We start from the raw sequence: 18,713 nt of genomic DNA, 5'->3' as shown, positions 1-18,713 counted from the left end.
TTAGAAAATTTCAGCCATCGGCGTACTTCCTCAAGCGCCAATTTACGTCCAGTTTCAAGGACTTAGGTTAGCTTATAACGTCATCCCCCGAGGTGCAAGGGGCGCGGAAATGAAAACTGAGACAAAATCAACCGCCAGACAACAAAAAACGCGCCCGAAGGCGCGTTTTTTGTGTCATTCCCCGCCTAGGCGGGGTTTGGCGGTAGAACTTAGTCCTGGCTTTCCATCTGGGCCTTGATCAGGTCACCCAGAGTGGTCGGCGAAGGCTGATCAGACTGCTTGTGATCTTTCACAGCAACCTTCTCGTCTTCCACGTCTTTGGACTTGACCGACAGGCTGATGTTGCGGTTCTTGCGATCCACAGCCACGATCTTGGCTTCCACTTCATCGCCTTCTTTGAGCACGTTGCGGGCGTCTTCCACCTTCTCGCGGCTCAGCTCAGAGGCCTTCAGGGTCGCTTCAACGTCGTCAGCCAAAGTGATGATCGCGGCTTTCGCCTCTACTTCCTTGACCACACCTTTGACGATGGTGCCTTTGTCGTTAACGGCAACATACTCAGAGAACGGATCGGTTTCCAGCTGCTTGATGCCCAGAGAGATACGCTCGCGCTCGGGGTCAATCGCCAGAACAACGGTTTCCAGCTCGTCGCCTTTCTTGTACTTGCGTACGGCTTCTTCGCCAGCTTCCTGCCAGGAGATGTCGGACAAGTGAACCAGACCGTCGATGCCGCCTTCCAGACCGATAAAGATACCGAAATCGGTGATGGACTTGATCTTACCGGAGATCTTGTCGCCCTTGGCCCAGGTACGCGCGAAGGCATCCCAGGGATTTTCCTGGCACTGTTTCATGCCCAGGGAAATACGACGACGCTCTTCGTCGATATCCAGGATCATCACTTCCACTTCGTCGCCCACTTGAACAACCTTGGACGGGTGGATGTTCTTGTTGGTCCAATCCATTTCAGAAACGTGCACCAGACCTTCAACACCCTCTTCCAGCTCGGCAAAGCAGCCGTAGTCGGTCAGATTGGTGACGGTAGCCTTGACGCGGGCACCTTCCGGGTAACGGGTAGTGATTTGTACCCAGGGATCTTCGCCCAGTTGCTTCAGACCCAGAGACACACGGTTGCGCTCGCGATCGAATTTCAGAACCTTGACGTCGATCTCGTCGCCGACATTGACGATTTCGCTCGGATGCTTAATGCGCTTCCAGGCCATATCGGTAATGTGCAGCAGGCCATCTACGCCGCCCAGGTCAACGAAGGCACCGTAATCGGTGAGGTTCTTGACGATACCTTTAACTGCCATACCTTCTTGCAGGGTAGCCAGCAACTCTTCGCGTTCGGCCGAGTTGGCTTGCTCCAGAACAGCGCGACGCGATACCACCACGTTGTTGCGCTTCTGGTCGAGCTTGATGACTTTGAACTCCAGGTCTTTGCCTTCGAGGTGAGCCGTTTCGCGAACCGGGCGCACATCCACCAGAGAGCCGGGCAGGAAAGCGCGAATGCCGGAAACGTCCACAGTAAAGCCGCCTTTGACCTTACCGTTGATAACACCTTTAACAACTTCGTCAGCAGTGTGTGCTGCTTCCAGAACCTTCCAGGCCTCCAGACGACGAGCTTTTTCACGGGACAGGCGGGTCTCACCGAAACCGTCTTCCACGGTTTCCAGGGCCACTTGAACCTCATCACCCACCTGCAGTGTGACTTCGCCATTTTCATCGCGGAACTGCTCGGCAGGGATAACGCCTTCAGACTTGAGGCCAGCGTGTACGGTGACCCAGTCTTTATCAACGTCAATAACTACACCGGTAACGATAGTGCCGGGCACCATCTCAACGGTCTTTAAACTCTCTTCAAATAACTCAGCAAAACTTTCGCTCATGCTCATCAAGGCTACCTTCAGTCGTGCGGGGCCGCGGCGGTTAGGGTTGAGTGCGCGACACCCGACATCCGTACTGCCAGTCGTACGGGTCAGTGAACTATCGGCGAGAGGTACCACAAATGCTGGCTCTGGTGACCGCCGCCGCCGCTAAACCCCTGAATCGGCTGAACCGATAGAGGTTTAAGCAAGCGCGGCAGGCTACCAGATATTCAGGCGGGAATCAAGCTAATTGCGGGTCTTCAGGAAGGACTGAAACGCGTCGCCCAGCTCCGGGTGACGACAGGCGTAATCGACGTTGGCCTCCATATAGCCCAGCTTGGAGCCACAGTCGTGACTGCGGCCAACCAAGCGGTACGCATCCACGGTTTCATCCAGCAACAGAGCGTCCAGAGCGTCGGTCAACTGGATCTCATCGCCGGCACCGGGCTGGGTCTTGGCAAGCAGATCCCAGGTATGCCGGGAGAGTACGTAGCGACCCACAATGGCCATATCGGAGGGTGCATCCTCGACCGGGGGCTTCTCCACCATGGCCGCAATCGGGGCGGCCTGCCCTGGCTCGACACTGGCGCCGGAGCAGTCCACGACGCCGTATTTGTCGACCTGATCTTCGGGCACCCGCTCCACCAGAATCTGACTGTGACCGGTCTCTTCAAAGCGCCGGGTCATCCCCGCCAGATTGTCTTCACGCATGTTGCACTCGTACTTGTCCACCAGTACATCCGGCAACAGGACCGCAAAGGGCTCATCGCCTACAACTGATTTGGCACACAGAATCGCGTGCCCCAGCCCCTTGGCCTCGGACTGGCGCACGGAGATCACCGTCAGACCCCTGGGGGTAATGGAGCGCACCTCTTCCAGCAGCGAGCGCTTCAGGCGCGACTCCAGTTGGGCTTCGAGTTCGAAACTGGTGTCGAAGTGGTTCTCAATGGAGTTCTTACTGGCGTGGGTGACCAGTACGATTTCCTTGATACCCGCCGCCGCCGCTTCTTCAATCACGTATTGAATCAGCGGGCGGTCGACCACCGGGAGCATTTCCTTGGGGATGGCCTTGGTCGCCGGCAGCATCCGGGTACCCAGACCCGCCACCGGTATGACGGCTTTTTTGACCTTCGTTGTCATAATTCCTCTCTATCGCTCTCTGCCTAGGGTTGCGTGTTCGGTTACTGGCGCAGCAGTGCCAGCACCTCGTCAGTTTTAGCGTTGACCAGGGCCTTATCGCCCCGGCTCTCCAGGTTCAGACGCACCACCGGCTCGGTGTTGGACATGCGCAGATTGAAGCGCCAGTCGTCAAATTCCATGCTGATGCCATCGGTTTTATCCACCGCCTTGGCGTCGTCCTTGTAGTGCTCGAAGACCCGCTCAATAGCCACGGCGGCATCGTCGACCTTACTGTTGATTTCACCGGGCGACGGATAGCGGGCAATGCGCGCTTCCAGCAGTTCGGACAGCGGCTGGCCTTTGCGGCAGATCAGCTCCGCCACCAGCAGCCAGGGAATCATGCCGCTATCGCAGTAGTAAAAATCACGGAAGTAGTGGTGGGCGCTCATCTCGCCCCCGTAAACAGCGTCTTCCTGGCGCATCCGCTCCTTGATGAAGGCGTGCCCGGTTTTCGACTGGATGGCCTTGCCGCCGCCGGCCTCCACGATGTCCTGGGTATTCCAGAGCAGGCGCGGATCGTGAATGATGTTGCTGCCCGGGTGCTTGAGCAGGAAGGCTTCGGCGAGCAAACCGACGATGTAGTAGCCTTCAGTGAAATCGCCTTTTTCATCGAACAGGAAACAGCGGTCAAAATCGCCGTCCCAGGCAATGCCCATATCGGCGCCGTGCTCAATCACCGCATCGCGGGTCACGGCCTGATTTTCCTTGAGGATCGGATTGGGAATACCGTTGGGGAAATTGCCGTCGGGTTCGTGCTGGATCTTAATAAACTCGAACGGAAGAAATTCTTCCAGCGCGTCAATCACGTGACCCGCCGCACCGTTACCCGCATTGACCACCAATTTCAGGGGCTTGAGCTGATCATGCTCTACGTAGCCGAGCAAGTGCTCGATATACGCCGCCAGCGTGCTCTGCTGGCTATAACCGCCGCGCAGTTTGGGGTCGACTTTGGGAAAGTCGTTGGCCTCAGCCAGCTTCTGGATATCATTCAAGCCCGTATCACTGCTGATGGGCTTGGAGTTCTCACGCACGGGCTTCATGCCGTTGTAGTCAATCGGGTTGTGACTGGCGGTAACCACAATGCCACCGTCGGTATTGAGGTAACTGGTGGCAAAGTAGATCTCTTCAGTACCGCACATGCCGATGTCGATCACATCGGCGCCCTCGTCGCGGATGCCGTTGGCGAGTGCCAGCTTCAACGACTCACTGGTCAGACGCACGTCGCCGCCAAGGACGACTTTGTGGGGCTTCAGGAAGCGGGCATAGGCACGCCCGATACGGTAAGCGATTTCCTCATCCAGCTCTTCGCCCAACTTGCCGCGAATATCGTAAGCCTTAAAGCAGGTAAGCTTCATGGTCTGTCCCTCTCAATGGAATGCTAGTGTTGATTGTGCCGGTCAAGGGCTGCGCATCCAGACGTTGTCATCAGTGTATGCAGACTTCGTACCGGAATTATGACAAAGGCGTTGCCGCCTCGATACCCGCCTGCGTCACCAGGCCCATCATGGTCTTGAGCACCTCGTCGATACTCAAACGGGTGCTGTCGATCAATACTGCGTCATCCGCGGGCTTAAGCGGTGACAGGGCGCGTTGGCTGTCGCGCTCGTCACGGGCCCGGATATCTTCCACCAGCGCCGCCATGTCCACGGTTTCACCCTTTTCGGTCAGCTGCTTGTAGCGCCGCTCGGCGCGCGCCTCCGGGCTCGCGGTCAAAAAGAATTTCACCGGCGCATCCGGGAACACGGTGGTGCCCATATCCCGTCCGTCAGCCACTAGTCCCGGGGGCTGGCAGAAATCACGCTGGCGCTGAAGGAGTCCCTCGCGCACCGCGCCGAGCGCCGCCACGGTTGAAGCAGCCATGCTGACCTGCTCCTGACGAATCGCCTGGGTGACATCCTCACCGGCCAGCTCCATAACCACCCCTTCGGCGCCAGTGACGAAATGCACGTCGAGGGAGCGCGACGCCGCAGCCAGTGCGGCTTCGTCATTCAGATCAATGCCCTGCTTTAGGGCGGAGAGTGCAACCAGACGGTAGAGCGCACCACTATCGAGCAGCCGAAAGCCCAGGCGCCGCGCGAGCAGCAGGCTCAGGGTTCCTTTACCGGAGCCGCTCGGGCCATCAATGGTGATCACGGTTGCTGAATCAGTCACTGTCATATCCTTGGTCTGGCAAATTTAGGCGGGCAACGAGGCGATAATCTCGCGGCATCGGGCAATAGGGTCTGGGGCTCGTGTAATGGGCCGACCGATGACCAGGTAGTGGCTACCGGCGCGCAGCGCCTCAGCCGGTGTCAGGGTGCGACGCTGGTCGTCGGCGGCGGCATCCACCGGACGAATGCCCGGCGTTACCAGGGCAAAGCCGGCGCCCAATTCAGCGCTCAGCCGAGGAGCCTCTTGGGCGGAGCAGACCACGCCATCAAGGCCGGCGCTCTTTGCCAGACTCCCTAAGTGTAGTACCTGCTCTTCCGGGCTGCGACTGATACCGACAGCGCGCAGGTCCTGGCTGTCCATGCTGGTCAGTACGGTAACCCCGATCAACAGCGGGCGGCGGCCCTTGGCGATCTCCAGGGCATCCCGGGCGGCCAGCATCATGCGCTCACCGCCACTGGCGTGGACATTGACCATCCACACGCCCAGGCGCGCGGCGGCCGCCACGGCCTTGGCCGTGGTGTTGGGAATATCGTGAAATTTCAGATCGAGGAAGACGTCAAAGCCCAAATCCGCCAGTTGGCGCACGATATCGGGCCCGCAGGTGGTGAACAGCTCTTTGCCGACTTTGAGACGGCAGTCGCCCGGGGACAGGCGCCTGGCCATGGTAAGGCAGTCTTCGGCATTGTCGTAGTCCATGGCCACGATAATGCGCGGTCCGTCCGGCTGGTGATGATGCATAACTGCCCTCCTGAACAAAAAAAGCCCGAGCTTCTCAGCCCGGGCTGCAATTAAAACAAAATTTGGAGGGTTCTGCAGCTATTCTCGACCGCGATCACTCCAAAGTCAGACGCTCACGGTTGGCGCTCAACGTTGCCTCGCCAATCCCCTGCACTTCGGTCAGCTCCTCAACGTCGCTGAAGCCACCGTTGGCATCGCGCCAGGCGATGATGTCTTCGGCTTTTTTCTGGCCGATCCCTTGCAGACTGGTGAGTGCTTCAACGTCGGCAGTATTGAGATTGACCGGCTCGCTTTCGACGGCAAATGCGCTCAGGGCGAAGACGGCGGTAAGGGTTAGCAAAAAGGTTTTGATCATGGTCATAGTGACCTCCATGTAGTCCATAATTTTAGGGTTGTTGCCGCCCCCTCCTGGGGGCAGTGCGGGGAAAATATAGCGTGTCATCGGCGTGGCGCGTAGACGTTTTTGCTGTGATTTTCTGTGGGATTTGGCTTACAGACGGGGTTCACATTTTGGCTGTGAATTGGATCGCATTTTTATTCTGAAAGGGGCTTCTTCGTAGGCTTTTTTAAGTGCTCCGTAGAACGCTTGGGGCGCAGCATGGGGGATAGCGGTAGGGGACACGCCGTGAATACTTCCCTGTAGGCTCGACTGCCGCCGGCCCCTGCGCGCTCCCGGCGCTTCGGGGCACTTCCCACATCCCTGTGGGTCGTCCAGGCCTCCTACAGTCCCCTACCGCTATCCCCCACGCTGCTTAATTCCAACTCTCTCACTCCGAGCCAGAATAGAACCACGTCTGTCGCCGAGAAGCCGGTCAGGGAGGGGTATGTAAGACCGTCACCCGCGGGATGCGGGTGTCGAGCCCCAGGGATGGGTTCACGCGTGTCTTACATACCCCTCCCTGACCGGCGCTCCGAGCAAGACGACAAGGGTTCTATTTGGAAATATCGATCGCGCCCCAGTGGGGGAAGTGTTTGCGGACCAGGGCATTGAGCTCCCGCTCAAACTCGCTGTAGTCGGCGCTCTTACCGTGCGTCGACACCAGCCCCTGAATCACCATACCCGCACCTACCGTCAGGTTGGTCAGGCGATCGATCACAATAAACGAACCGGTGTAGCGGTGACTCTGGTACTCGTCCACCACCACCGGCTGATCCAGCGCCACATCCACAACCGCGATATCGTTCAAGCCCAGATTCTCAGTCGGGCCGTGGGCCTGGGTGTTGACGTCAATACGGTAATCGATGGCGCTCACCTGCCCGCTCACCTGTTTACTCGCAAACTTGAACAGGTACTGGCCGCCGGGCTTGCAGACACTGTCGTTCATCCACACCATGTGTGCCTTCAGATTGTTGGTCTGGGCCACCTGCGCATCGGCGTGCACCACCATATCGCCGCGGCTGATATCAATCTCATCGTTGAGCGTCAGAGTGATGGCCTGGTCGGTGAAGGCTTCCGGCAAATCACCGTCAAAGGTGACCAGAGACTTGACCGTGCTGGTTTTTCCCGAGGGCAACACCTTGATCTTGTCGCCCACTTTGACCACACCCGAGGCAACCGTGCCACAGAAGCCACGGAAGTTCAGGTTCGGGCGGTTGACGTACTGCACCGGGAAGCGGAAGTCGGTAAAGTTTTTGTCCGCCGCCACCGGCACCGATTCCAGAATTTCCATCAGGGTCGCGCCGGTGTACCAGGGCGAGTGCTCGCTGCGGTTGACGACGTTGTCGCCGTCGAGCGCGGAAATCGGCACGAACTGCACGTCTTTCATACCCAGCTTTTCGGAAAACTGCAGGTAGTCAGCTTTGATCTTTTCAAAGGCCTGCTGATCAAAATCGAGCAGGTCCATTTTGTTGACCGCCACCACGATATGCTTGATACCCAGCAGTGACGCGATATAGCTGTGGCGCCGGGTCTGGGTGACGACGCCGTAACGGGCATCGATCAGAATCACCGCCAGGTGGCAGGTGGAGGCACCGGTAGCCATATTGCGGGTGTACTGCTCATGCCCGGGGGTGTCGGCAATGATGAATTTGCGTTTCGCGGTGGAGAAGTAGCGATAGGCCACGTCGATGGTGATGCCCTGCTCGCGCTCCGCCTGCAGACCATCCACCAACAGTGCCAGGTCCAGCTTCTCGCCGGTGGTGCCGTGGCGGGCGCTGTCCGAGCGCACCGCTTCGAGCTGGTCTTCGTAGATCATTTTTGAGTCGTGCAGCAGGCGCCCGATCAGGGTGCTCTTGCCGTCGTCGACGCTGCCGCAGGTCAAAAAGCGCAGCAGCTCTTTCTGTTCGTGTTGCGCCAGATAGGCGTCAATATCGGTGGCGATCAGTTCTGATTGATGGCTCATGGTCCGTCTCAAATAGTCGTGTTTCAGGCATTGACAAATGGGCTGACAAAAAAGGAACGGGGCTTAGAAATACCCTTCCTGTTTCTTCTTTTCCATCGAGCCGGCACTGTCGTGGTCAATCACACGACCCTGGCGCTCGGAGGTGGTGGTCAGCAGCATTTCCTGGATAATTTCAGGCAGCGTGGTCGCATCAGACTCTACCGCGCCGGTAAGCGGGTAGCAGCCCAAGGTGCGGAAGCGCACCATTTTTTCCTCGACCTTGTCATCCGGGCCGATGGGCATGCGCTCGTCGTCCACCATGATCAGGGTGCCGTCGCGCTCCACCACCGGGCGCTTGGCCGCGAAATACAGGGGCACAATCGGAATACTCTCCAGATGGATGTACTGCCAGATGTCCAGCTCGGTCCAGTTCGAGAGCGGGAACACGCGAATGCTCTCGCCTTTGTCGACCCGACCGTTGTAGATATTCCACAACTCGGGACGCTGGTTTTTCGGATCCCAACGGTGGTTTTTATCGCGGAACGAATACACCCGCTCCTTGGCCCGGGACTTCTCTTCATCCCGGCGCGCACCGCCAAAGGCCGCATCAAAACCGTACTTGTTCAGCGCCTGCTTGAGCGACTGGGTTTTCATGATGTCGGTGTGCTTGGCACTGCCGTGGGTAAAGGGACCAACGCCCATCTCCACACCTTCCTGGTTGATATGCACAATCAGGTCCCAACCCAGCTCTTTGACGCGCTGGTCGCGGAACGAGATCATTTCCTGGAATTTCCAGGTGGTGTCCACGTGCATCAACGGGAACGGCGGTTTGCCAGGGTAGAAGGCTTTCTGGGTGAGGTGCATCATCACGGCGGAGTCTTTGCCTACGGAGTAGAGCATGACCGGGTTTTCGAACTCGGCGGCGACTTCACGAATGATGTGGATGCTCTCGGCTTCCAGCTGTTTTAGATGTGTGAGGTTGTATTGCTCGGACATTCCGTTCTCTGTCAGTTGGGAGTTTAGGTCGCGACTTCACGCACAAATTCGCGGATGTTCAGTTTTCTCATCACGCTACAAAGCCGATATCTTCCAGCATACGACTGAGGGAGCCAGGGTGGGCATTTCCGAAACCCTCTCTTCATGGATGAAGAGAGGGAGCTACAGGGATGTATTCATCGCGTTTTCGGAAATGCCCACCCTGGCTCCCGACTCTCTCTACGAAGCACCTGGAGAATGCTCCAGAGAGTCCGCGTCGATTGGGGGGTTGAACCTCCGTGACACGCCGTGAACCCATCCCTGGGGGCTCGGCACCCGCTGTCCCGCGGGTGACGGTCACGGAGGTTCAACCCCCCAATCGCCGCTCTGTGCTAGTCATTCTACTGTGGGAGGCTAAACCAGCCCATTAAGGGCGCGGCCCCACCAAAGCCGCGCCATTATAGGGGATTGGGGCTGCAATCGCTAACTATCGATTACTTCTAAGGATATGCCGGTTTGTTTGGCCAGTTCCACGAAGGTCGGGAAGGAGGTGGCCACGTTGGTGGCATCCTTTACCCGGATCGGGCCGGAGGCGCGCAGGGCGGCGATCGCGAAGGACATGGCGATGCGGTGGTCGTGGTGGGTTTCCACTTCGCCGCTGCCCAGTTGGCCGCCCTGAATGACGATACCGTCCGGGGTGGGCTCGGCGTCGATGCCCAGGATCTGGAGGCCATCGGCCATAGCCTGGATTCGGTCACTTTCTTTGACCCGCAGTTCTTCAGCGCCGGTGAGTACGGTTTTGCCCTCGGCGCAGGCGGCGGCCACGAACAGCGCCGGGAATTCGTCGATGGCGAGGGGGACCTGGTCCTCCGGGATGTCGATGCCTTTGAGGGGCGCGTAGCGGACACGAATGTCAGCCACCGGTTCGCCGCCCACGACCCGCTCGTTGCTCAGGGTCAGGTCGGCGCCCATCAGTTTCAGGATGTTGATGACCCCGATGCGCGTGGGGTTGATGCCCACGTGGGTCAGGGTCAGGTCTGAGCCGGGGGCGATGCTGGCGGCGACCATATAAAAGGTCGCGGAGGAGATGTCCGCCGGCACTTCGATTTTGGTGGCGGTGAGTTTACCGCCACCGGTCAACTCGGCCACCGGGCCGTCTTTTTTGACGCTGTAGCCAAAACCGGTGAGCATGCGCTCGGTGTGATCGCGAGTCGGCGCCGGTTCGGTGACCCGGGTGGTACCCTGGGCGTAGAGGCCCGCCAGCAGGACGCAGGATTTTACCTGGGCGCTGGCCATGGGCATCACATAGTCGATCGCCTTGAGAGTCTGACCGCCTTTGATCTTCAGGGGTGGGCGGCCGCCTTCGGCAGTTTCCACTACCGCGCCCATCGCCCGCAAGGGGTCGGCGACGCGGCCCATGGGGCGCTTGGCCAGGGACTCGTCGCCACTCATCTCGCTGTCAAACGCCTGACCGGCAAGCAGCCCGGACATCAGGCGGATGGTGGTGCCGGAGTTGCCCACGTAGAGCGGCTTTTTGGGGGCTTTCAGGCCGTGCAGGCCGACGCCATGAATCTTTACCCGGCCACTGTCCGGACCTTCGATTACCACGCCCATGTCGCGGAACGCCTGCAGGGTCGCCAGGGCGTCTTCACCTTCGAGGAAGCCCTCGACCTCGGTCACGCCCTCGGCGAGTGAGCCGAGCATGATGGAACGGTGAGACATGGATTTGTCGCCCGGCACGCGAATGCTACCGGTGACGGAACCGCCCGGCTGGAGCAGGTAATCAATTTTGTGTGTACTCATGGATTCGACCAAAGCCCTCTTGGCTAACAGTTTGGTAAAGTGATCGCGCGCGGTTTTGGCGCGGGTAAAGACCCCCAACAGGTATTCGCTGTCTTCGGTCTCGATCCCCCGGCGCAGGCGCGTGAGATTATCGATAAACAGATCCAGGGCCGTAATCACCGCGTCTTTGTTGGCGCGCATGATGTCGTGCCACATGACCGGGTCGCTGGAAGCGATCCGGGTAAAATCGCGAAAGCCGCCTGCGGCGTAACGAAAAATATTGGGGTTGCCGATATCGTGAGCCAAGGTATCCACCAACGAATACGCTATAGCGTGAGGCAGATGGCTGGTGGCGCCGAGCACTTCGTCGTGCTCAGCCACGGACATGCTCAGGACTTCGGCGCCCACCCCTTGCCAGAGCGCTGTAACCCGCTTCAGGTGCTCGGCGTCGGTATTCTCCAGGGGCGTAAGAATGACACGGTGCTTTTCGTAGAGATCGGGGTTGGCCGCAGTGACGCCGCTTTTTTCCGAGCCGGCAATAGGGTGTCCGGGCACAAATTGCGGGGGCACGTCACCGTAGACGGTGCGCGCAGCGTCAATCACACTGCCCTTGACGCTGGCACCGTCAGTAATGGTCACCGCCGGATCGACCTGGGCGGCAATAGCGCGCAAGACGCTTTCCACCGCCAGGGTCGGCACTGAGATAAAGATGACGTCGTCGGGCCCCAGCTCAGAGGCAATGTCAGACACATCAGTCACAGCCCGATCCACCACACCGAGGGCGACCGCCTGCTCAGCAGTCGCGGCCCGACGCACGACACCGACGGTTTCCCGGCACAGGTGTCGGGCCTTCAGGCCCGCTGCCAGACTGCCGCCGATCAACCCCAGGCCGATCACCACCAGCCTGCCGATCAAAGGTTCCTGTGTCCCCGGTTCCTTCACAGCCATTCTCTAGAGCACTGCCTTGGGGTAGGACCCCAGGATTTTCAGATCCGCTGCGCGACTGGCCACTTCCTTCAGCACTTCCGCAACCGCCGCATCCTGGGCATGACCGGTAAAATCGATAAAGAACACATAAGTCCAGGCGCCGGTGCGCGAAGGGCGCGACTCGACCCGGGTCAGATCAACATTGTGACGATGGAAGGGTTCGAGCAGGTTATGCAGCGCGCCCGGCTCATTGCGCATCGCCACCAACAGCGAGGTCTTGTCGACGCCACTGGGTGGCACCTCCTGGGAGCTGATGATCAAAAAGCGGGTCGAGTTATCCGGTTCATCCTCGATTTTTTCTGCCAGGATTCTCAGGTCGTAAAGCTCTGCCGCCATGCTGCCGGCAATCGCCGCCGCGTTCCATTCACCCTTGAGGCGCTTCGCCGCTTCGGCGTTGCTGCTCACCGCCACGCGTTCAGCATTGGGGTAATGCGCGTCCAGCCACTTGCGGCACTGGGCCAGTGACTGAGCATGCGAATAAATCCGGGAAATACTTTTGGTATCGGTGACCGAGGACACCAGCAGGTTGTGGTGAATACGCAGCTCCACCTCACCGCAGATTTTGAGATTCGACGACATAAAATTGTCGAGGGTATGGTTAACGACACCCTCAGACGAATTCTCCACCGGCACCACGCCGTAGTTGACCGCACCGGCCTCCACTTCGCGAAAGACCTCATCGATCGCCGAGAACGGTAGCGCCATCGCCGAGTGGCCGAAATGCTTGAGTGCCGCCTGCTGGGTAAAGGTCCCTTCGGGCCCCAGATAGGCCACCTTGACCGGCTGCTCCAGGGCCAGGCATGCGGACATGATTTCCCGAAACAGGCGCGCCATTTCCTCGTTGCTGAGCGGCCCCGGATTGCGCTCCATGGCCTTGCGCAGCACCTGGGCTTCACGCTCGGGGCGGTAATAGAGCACCGCCTGGTCGGGATTTTCGGCTTTCTTCACCTCGGCCACGCTTTGGGCGCACCGGGCGCGCTCGGAGATCAGCCGGGCAATCTGCTCGTCGATACTGTCGATGCGCTCGCGCAACGCCAGCAGCTTGTCATTGGCAGCGGTGTTGTTTGCAGGGGTATCGTTGGCCATACAGGGTCCCAAAGCCCGGGCAGCGCTGACGCGCCGCCCGGATGCCGGTTAGTCGTCGGATGCGTCGCTGGTGTCGTCGTCAACAACGGCATCGCTGTCCGCATCGTTCTCTTCAATACGCTCGACACCCATCAGGTGCTCGTTCGGGCGCAGTTTGATCAGGCGCACACCCTGGGTATTGCGACTGAGCAGCGACACTTCACTGACACGGGTACGCACCAGTGTACCTTGATCCGAAATCAACATGATCTCATCGGTTTCAAACACTTGCACCGCACCTACCAACTGACCATTGCGGTCGTTGGTTTGCATGGCGATAACACCCTGACCGCCGCGCCCCTTGGTGGGGAACTCGTCAACATCAGTACGCTTGCCGTAGCCCTGCTCGCTCACCGTGAGCACCTGCCCACCCGGATGCGGAATGACCATGCGCACCAGCGTCTGATCTTCGGCCAGACGGATGCCACGCACCCCGCGCGAGGTCCGGCCCATAGCGCGCACGTTGGTTTCGTTAAAACGCGTTGCCTTGCCGTTGCTGGCAAACAGGATCACATCGTACTCGCCATTGGTGATCGCGGTATCCACCAAGTGATCGCCCTCTTCCAGATCGATGGCGCGCAAGCCGACACTGCGCGGGCGCGAGAACTGGGTAAGCGCGGTTTTCTTCACGGTCCCCTTGGCGGTGGCGAAGAAAATAAAGTGATCGTCATCGTAGGTCTTCACGGGCAGGATCGAGGTGATCCGCTCGCCGTTTTCCAGGGGCATCAGGTTCACCACCGGGCGCCCGCGGGACTGGCGTCCGGCGACCGGAATCATATACACCTTGAGCCAGTAAACCTTACCGGCGCTGGTAAAGCACAGAATGGTGTCGTGGGTGCTGGCCACCAACAGGTGCTCGACAAAGTCTTCATCTTTAACCGACGTCGCGCTCTTGCCCATGCCGCCCCGGCGCTGGGCCTGATAGTCGGCCAGGGGTTGGCTCTTGGCGTAGCCACCGTGGGAGATGGTTACCACCCGATCTTCCTCGGCGATCAAGTCCTCGGTGGTCAGATCCAGGGTCGATTCCATGATCTCGGTGCGACGGGCATCGCCGTAGTCGGCCACCACCTGCTCGAGCTCTTCACGAATCACCTGCATCAGACGCTCGGGGTTGCCCAAAATCTCCAGGAACTCGGCGATCTGGGTCAGCTTTTCATCGTACTCGGCAAGCAGCTTGTCGTGCTCCATACCGGTCAAGCGGTGCAGACGCAGTTCCAGAATCGCCTGGGCCTGGGCCGGTGACAGGTAGTATTTACCGTCGCGAATCCCAAACTCATCGGACAGATCCTCCGGGCGACAGGCGTGCTCACCGGCGCGTTCCAGGAAGGGCACCATGGCGCTCGCATCCCAGCCCCGGGTCAGCAGTCCGTCTTTGGCTTCGGCCGGACTCGGCGAGGCCTTGATCAGCTCGATCACCGGGTCGATATTGGCAATCGCAACCGCGAGACCTTCGAGAATATGGCCGCGCTCGCGCGCCTTGCGCAGTAGATACACGGTGCGCCGGGTCACCACTTCGCGGCGGTGACGGACAAAGGCCTCGAGCAGCTCTTTAAGGTTGAGCACTTTGGGCTGGCCGTCAATGAGGGCCACGATATTGATGCCGAAAACCGTTTGCAGTTGAGTCTGGGAATAGAGGTTATTGAGCAGCACCTCACCCGACTCGCCGCGCTTGGTCTCGATAACCACGCGCAGACCGTCTTTATCAGACTCGTCGCGCAGCTCGCTGATACCCTCGATTTTCTTTTCTTTCACCAGCTCCGCGATGCGCTCAATCAGACGCGCCTTGTTCAGCTGGTAGGGAATTTCGTGGATGATGATGGTTTCCCGATTGGTTTTGGGATCAATCTCCACTTCGGCCTTGGCGCGCACGTAAATTCGCCCGCGACCGGTCCGGTAAGCCTGCAGAATGCCAGCGCGACCGTTGATAATCGCACCCGTGGGGAAATCCGGGCCCGGGATGTATTCCATCAACTCTTCGGTGGTGATGTCTTCGTTATCGATCAGCGCCAGACACCCTTTCACCACTTCACTGAGGTTGTGGGGCGGGATATTGGTGGCCATACCCACAGCGATACCCGAAGAGCCATTGACCAGCAGGTTGGGAATACGGGTGGGCAAGACCGCGGGAATACGCTCGGTACCGTCGTAGTTGTCGACGAAATCGACGGTTTCCTTCTCGAGATCCGCAAGCAGATCGTGAGCGATCTTGGCCATGCGGATTTCGGTATAACGCATGGCCGCCGCGCTGTCGCCGTCGATGGAGCCGAAGTTACCCTGACCATCCACGAGCATATAGCGCAGTGAAAACGACTGCGCCATCCGCACGATGGTGTCATAGACCGCCGAGTCGCCGTGCGGGTGATATTTACCGATCACGTCACCGACCACGCGGGCGGATTTCTTGTAAGGTTTGTTCCAGTCGTTGTTGAGTTCGCTCATGGCGAACAGGACCCGACGATGCACCGGCTTGAGGCCGTCGCGCACATCCGGCAACGCCCGCCCGACAATTACGCTCATGGCGTAATCCAGGTAGGATTGCTTGAGTTCGTCTTCGATATTGACTGGCAGGATTTCTTTCGCTAAATCGCCCATGGACTGCAGCATTCCTTATTGTGGTAAGGCCGTGGTAAAGCGGCGCCAGCCGGGACCACCGCCCGGGTTGCGCCTCACCCGCAGGCACTGCTGAAACCGCCTGCATAAAAGCGGCAATACTACCACAAAATCAGCCGTATAGGGCGACTGGCGATGAGCCGATCCAAGGCCACCAGGGATCTGGGTCAGCACCCCCGCTTTCGGGTATACTGGCGACCCGAGAAGCCGGCGCACGGACGCCACCATTCACCCGTCGAGGAGCCAGTATGCCGAGCCCCGAGCCCACCAGCCTGCTTATCAAGGCGCGCTGGATCATCCCTGTGGAGCCTGCCCAGCGCGTGTTTGAGAACTGCGCCCTGGCCATTTCCGATGGCGTCATCCAGGCGGTGGTCCCACAGCGCGAAGCGGAAAAGCGCTTTCAGGCCGACACCACGATTAATCTGGGGCACCATGTGCTCCTGCCAGGACTGGTCAACGCTCACAGCCACGCTGCCATGAGCCTGCTGCGAGGCTATGCTGATGACCTGCCCCTGAAAACCTGGCTGGAGCAGCACATCTGGCCCGCCGAGAGCCGCTGGCTGAGCGAGGACTTTGTGCGCGACGGCACCGGCCTGGCCATGGCGGAGATGGTGAAAACCGGCACCACCTGTTTTGCCGACATGTATTATTTCGGCGAACAGGTCGCCCAGGCCGCCCAACAGGCCCGGATGCGCTGCCATGTCGCGTTCTCGGTGCTGGACTTTGCCACGCCCGGCGGCAGCGGGCCGGACGACTACATCCGCAAAGGTCTGGCACTGCGCGACGAGTACAGAAACAATGACCTGATTCAGGTGGGCTTTGGCCCTCATGCACCCTACACCCTGTCGGACGAGCCGCTACGCAAAATCGCGATGCTCGCCAATGAGACCGATACCGCCATCCATATCCACCTGCATGAGACCGCCCAGGAAGTGGCCGATTCGATCGCGAAATACGGCATGCGTCCCCTTGAGCGCTTGCACAAACTCGGACTGCTCACACCCAGCACCCAGTGTGTGCATATGACCCAGATTAACGACAGCGATACCCAATTGCTCAGGGACAGTGGCGCCCACGTGGTCCACTGCCCGACCGCCAACCTCAAACTCGCCAGCGGCTTCTGCCCGGTGCACGCGCTGCAGAGCGCGGGCATCAACGTCGCCCTGGGTACCGGTGGCGCCGCCAGCAACAACGCTCTGGACATGTTCAGCGAGCTGCGCCTGGCCGCACTCCTGGCCAAAGGTGTGAGTGGCGACGCCACCGCTCTGGACGCCCATGCCGCGCTGCGCATGGCCACTCTGGACGGCGCTCGCGCGCTGGGGCTGGATAACACCATTGGCAGCCTGGAGGTGGGCAAGTCCGCTGACCTGATTGCAGTCGATTTGAGCCATACGGGCGCCCAGCCGGTGCACCAGCCCGCCTCCCAGCTCGTATACACAGCCAGCGGCCAGCATGTGAGCCACGCCTGGGTCGCCGGACGCGCCCTGATGCTCAGCGGCCAATTACAGACACTGAACGAGCGGGAACTGACCGGTAAAGCCCGCTGGTGGCAGGAACAGATGAAATAGTGGAGCCTATGAACAACAACGTCGACAACGCCGAAATTGCCAAGTTTGAAGCCCTCGCCAGTCGTTGGTGGGACAAAGACAGTGAATTTAAACCCCTGCACGAGATCAATCCGCTGCGGGCCAACTATATCGACGAGCGCTCGCCGGTGGCCGAGCAGGCCCTGGTGGACGTGGGTTGCGGCGGTGGCATCCTGGCGGAGGCCATGGCACAGCGCGGCGCCCGGGTCACCGGCATCGATATGGGGGAAGCCCCGCTCGCGGTGGCACGCCTGCACGCGGAACAAAGCGGCGTGCCGGTCGACTATCGACAGTGCACCGCCGAGCAACTGGCCGGGGAGCAACCCGGTCACTACCAGGTGGTCACCTGCCTGGAAATGCTCGAGCACGTGCCCGACCCGGCCTCGGTAATCCAGGCCTGCGCCGATCTGGCCAAGCCCGGTGCGGACCTCTACTTTTCCACCATCAATCGCAATCCGAAATCCTACGCCTTCGCCATCATCGGCGCCGAGTACGTACTGCGCCTGCTGCCCAGGGGCACCCACGAATACCGCAAGTTCATCCGCCCTTCGGAGCTGGCTGGCTGGCTGCGCGCCGCCGGACTGGAGTTGGTACACACCACGGGCATGACCTACAACCCGCTGACCCAGAAATACAAACTCACGGAGCGCGACGTGAGTGTCAACTACCTGATGCACGCGCGCAAACGGAGTGCCACTTTATGAGTGAGACGCGAATCCGGGCGGTGATGTTTGACCTGGACGGTACCCTGTTGGACACCGCCCCGGACTTTGTCGCCGTACTCAACCGCCTGCTCGACGAGGAGGGCCGCCCTGCCCCGCCACCCGAACGCATTCGACGCTCTGTGTCCAACGGCGCTCGGGCACTGGTGCAGCTGGGCTTTGGTGTCGCCGAGGCCGATGCTGACTACGAACGCCTGCGCGCGCGCCTGCTGGCAATCTATGCTGACCATATTGCGGTCCATACCCGCCCCTTCCCGGGCATCCAGGCACTGCTGGAGCAGCTGCAGGCGGCCGGCATCCCCTGGGGCATCGCCACCAACAAACCGGCGCTTTACACCGGGTTGCTGCTCGACGCACTCCAGCTCGACCCAGCGCCGGCGAGCGTCATCTGCCCGGACCACGTCAAGGCCCGCAAGCCGGACCCCGAGTCGCTCTACCTGGCTGCCCAACAACTGGGATGCGAGCCTGGAGAGATTGCCTACGTCGGCGATCACGAGCGCGACATCGCCTGTGGCCGTCGCGCCGGCGCCCTGACGATTGCCGTCGGCTACGGCTATATCGAGGACGATGACGACATCAACCGCTGGCAGGCAGACCATCAGGTCGAGCACGCCGAGCAAATCTGGCCGCTGCTCGCCACCCGTATTCACCCACCGTTGAAGGAGCCCTGCTAGG

General features: G+C 59.8%; 14 protein-coding genes. 3 read left to right on the top strand and 11 right to left on the bottom strand.

Features of this window, described 5'->3' with window-relative positions:
- Window positions 1-209 precede the first annotated feature (209 nt).
- From rpsA to gyrA, 11 genes are all read right to left on the bottom strand, one after another.
- A complete protein-coding gene (rpsA, locus tag DKW72_RS01700; protein WP_111640915.1) occupies window positions 210-1,883 on the bottom strand; it encodes a 30S ribosomal protein S1 in 1,674 nt (557 codons plus the stop codon).
- Window positions 1,884-2,108: 225 nt separating this feature from the next.
- Entirely contained in the window at window positions 2,109-3,002 is an 894-nt protein-coding gene (galU, locus tag DKW72_RS01695) for a UTP--glucose-1-phosphate uridylyltransferase GalU (protein ID WP_111640574.1), read from the bottom strand.
- Window positions 3,003-3,043: 41 nt separating this feature from the next.
- On the bottom strand, window positions 3,044-4,396 hold the full coding sequence (locus DKW72_RS01690) for a phosphohexomutase domain-containing protein (RefSeq protein WP_111640573.1): 1,353 nt from the start codon (window positions 4,394-4,396) through the stop codon (window positions 3,044-3,046).
- A gap of 97 nt (window positions 4,397-4,493) precedes the next feature.
- Entirely contained in the window at window positions 4,494-5,192 is a 699-nt protein-coding gene (gene cmk, locus DKW72_RS01685) for a (d)CMP kinase (RefSeq protein ID WP_269777868.1), read from the bottom strand.
- Window positions 5,193-5,216: 24 nt separating this feature from the next.
- A complete protein-coding gene (gene pyrF / locus DKW72_RS01680; protein WP_111640571.1) occupies window positions 5,217-5,930 on the bottom strand; it encodes an orotidine-5'-phosphate decarboxylase in 714 nt (237 codons plus the stop codon).
- Between the two features lie 94 nt (window positions 5,931-6,024).
- Window positions 6,025-6,291, bottom strand: coding sequence for a ComEA family DNA-binding protein (locus tag DKW72_RS01675; RefSeq protein ID WP_232522278.1), 267 nt, complete (start codon window positions 6,289-6,291; stop codon window positions 6,025-6,027).
- Window positions 6,292-6,862: 571 nt separating this feature from the next.
- Complete coding sequence (gene cysN, locus DKW72_RS01670; protein ID WP_111640570.1) at window positions 6,863-8,272, bottom strand: sulfate adenylyltransferase subunit CysN; 1,410 nt, start codon at window positions 8,270-8,272, stop codon at window positions 6,863-6,865.
- Between the two features lie 63 nt (window positions 8,273-8,335).
- Window positions 8,336-9,247 carry a sulfate adenylyltransferase subunit CysD gene (gene cysD, locus DKW72_RS01665; RefSeq protein WP_111640569.1) on the bottom strand — a complete coding sequence of 304 codons (912 nt, stop codon included), beginning with the start codon at window positions 9,245-9,247 and terminating at the stop codon, window positions 8,336-8,338.
- Window positions 9,248-9,709: 462 nt separating this feature from the next.
- Window positions 9,710-11,956, bottom strand: a complete 2,247-nt coding sequence (locus tag DKW72_RS01660; protein ID WP_111640568.1) for a bifunctional prephenate dehydrogenase/3-phosphoshikimate 1-carboxyvinyltransferase — start codon at window positions 11,954-11,956, stop codon at window positions 9,710-9,712.
- Window positions 11,957-11,959: 3 nt separating this feature from the next.
- Window positions 11,960-13,081, bottom strand: coding sequence for a prephenate dehydratase (gene pheA / locus DKW72_RS01655; protein ID WP_111640567.1), 1,122 nt, complete (start codon window positions 13,079-13,081; stop codon window positions 11,960-11,962).
- A 48-nt stretch (window positions 13,082-13,129) separates the two neighbouring features.
- The gene (gene gyrA, locus DKW72_RS01650; RefSeq protein ID WP_111640566.1) at window positions 13,130-15,712 is read right to left on the bottom strand and encodes a DNA gyrase subunit A; all 2,583 of its coding nucleotides are present in this window, start codon (window positions 15,710-15,712) and stop codon (window positions 13,130-13,132) included.
- Between the two features lie 266 nt (window positions 15,713-15,978).
- Between gyrA and DKW72_RS01645 the strand changes: the two genes are divergently transcribed.
- Genes DKW72_RS01645 through DKW72_RS01635 form a run of 3 tightly spaced genes read left to right on the top strand, consistent with a single transcriptional unit; the run spans window position 15,979 to window position 18,712 of the window.
- The gene (locus tag DKW72_RS01645) at window positions 15,979-17,298 is read left to right on the top strand and encodes a TRZ/ATZ family hydrolase (protein WP_111640565.1); all 1,320 of its coding nucleotides are present in this window, start codon (window positions 15,979-15,981) and stop codon (window positions 17,296-17,298) included.
- Between the two features lie 8 nt (window positions 17,299-17,306).
- Complete coding sequence (gene ubiG, locus DKW72_RS01640) at window positions 17,307-18,020, top strand: bifunctional 2-polyprenyl-6-hydroxyphenol methylase/3-demethylubiquinol 3-O-methyltransferase UbiG (protein WP_111640564.1); 714 nt, start codon at window positions 17,307-17,309, stop codon at window positions 18,018-18,020.
- Entirely contained in the window at window positions 18,017-18,712 is a 696-nt protein-coding gene (locus DKW72_RS01635; protein ID WP_111640563.1) for an HAD family hydrolase, read from the top strand. Before ubiG ends, DKW72_RS01635 begins: the two co-directional genes overlap by 4 nt.
- Window position 18,713 lies beyond the last annotated feature (1 nt).

The sequence above is a fragment of the Marinimicrobium alkaliphilum genome (assembly GCF_003259155.1).
GTDB lineage: Bacteria > Pseudomonadota > Gammaproteobacteria > Pseudomonadales > Cellvibrionaceae > Marinimicrobium_A > Marinimicrobium_A alkaliphilum.
The sequence above is the reverse complement of the archived record's forward strand: the minus strand, read 5'-3'. Positions and strand labels throughout refer to the sequence as shown.

Bases quoted from the DNA above. Each gene is read 5' to 3' on its own strand.
- pyrF (WP_111640571.1), bottom strand. From the start codon at position 5,930: ATGCATCATCACCAGCCGGACGGACCGCGCATTATCGTGGCCATGGAC.
- DKW72_RS01635 (WP_111640563.1), top strand. From the start codon at position 18,017: ATGAGTGAGACGCGAATCCGGGCGGTGATGTTTGACCTGGACGGTACC.
- pheA (WP_111640567.1), bottom strand. From the start codon at position 13,081: ATGGCCAACGATACCCCTGCAAACAACACCGCTGCCAATGACAAGCTG.
- DKW72_RS01660 (WP_111640568.1), bottom strand. From the start codon at position 11,956: ATGGCTGTGAAGGAACCGGGGACACAGGAACCTTTGATCGGCAGGCTG.
- DKW72_RS01645 (WP_111640565.1), top strand. From the start codon at position 15,979: ATGCCGAGCCCCGAGCCCACCAGCCTGCTTATCAAGGCGCGCTGGATC.
- cysN (WP_111640570.1), bottom strand. From the start codon at position 8,272: ATGAGCCATCAATCAGAACTGATCGCCACCGATATTGACGCCTATCTG.
- ubiG (WP_111640564.1), top strand. From the start codon at position 17,307: ATGAACAACAACGTCGACAACGCCGAAATTGCCAAGTTTGAAGCCCTC.
- galU (WP_111640574.1), bottom strand. From the start codon at position 3,002: ATGACAACGAAGGTCAAAAAAGCCGTCATACCGGTGGCGGGTCTGGGT.
- DKW72_RS01675 (WP_232522278.1), bottom strand. From the start codon at position 6,291: ATGACCATGATCAAAACCTTTTTGCTAACCCTTACCGCCGTCTTCGCC.
- gyrA (WP_111640566.1), bottom strand. From the start codon at position 15,712: ATGGGCGATTTAGCGAAAGAAATCCTGCCAGTCAATATCGAAGACGAA.
- rpsA (WP_111640915.1), bottom strand. From the start codon at position 1,883: ATGAGCGAAAGTTTTGCTGAGTTATTTGAAGAGAGTTTAAAGACCGTT.
- cysD (WP_111640569.1), bottom strand. From the start codon at position 9,247: ATGTCCGAGCAATACAACCTCACACATCTAAAACAGCTGGAAGCCGAG.
- DKW72_RS01690 (WP_111640573.1), bottom strand. From the start codon at position 4,396: ATGAAGCTTACCTGCTTTAAGGCTTACGATATTCGCGGCAAGTTGGGC.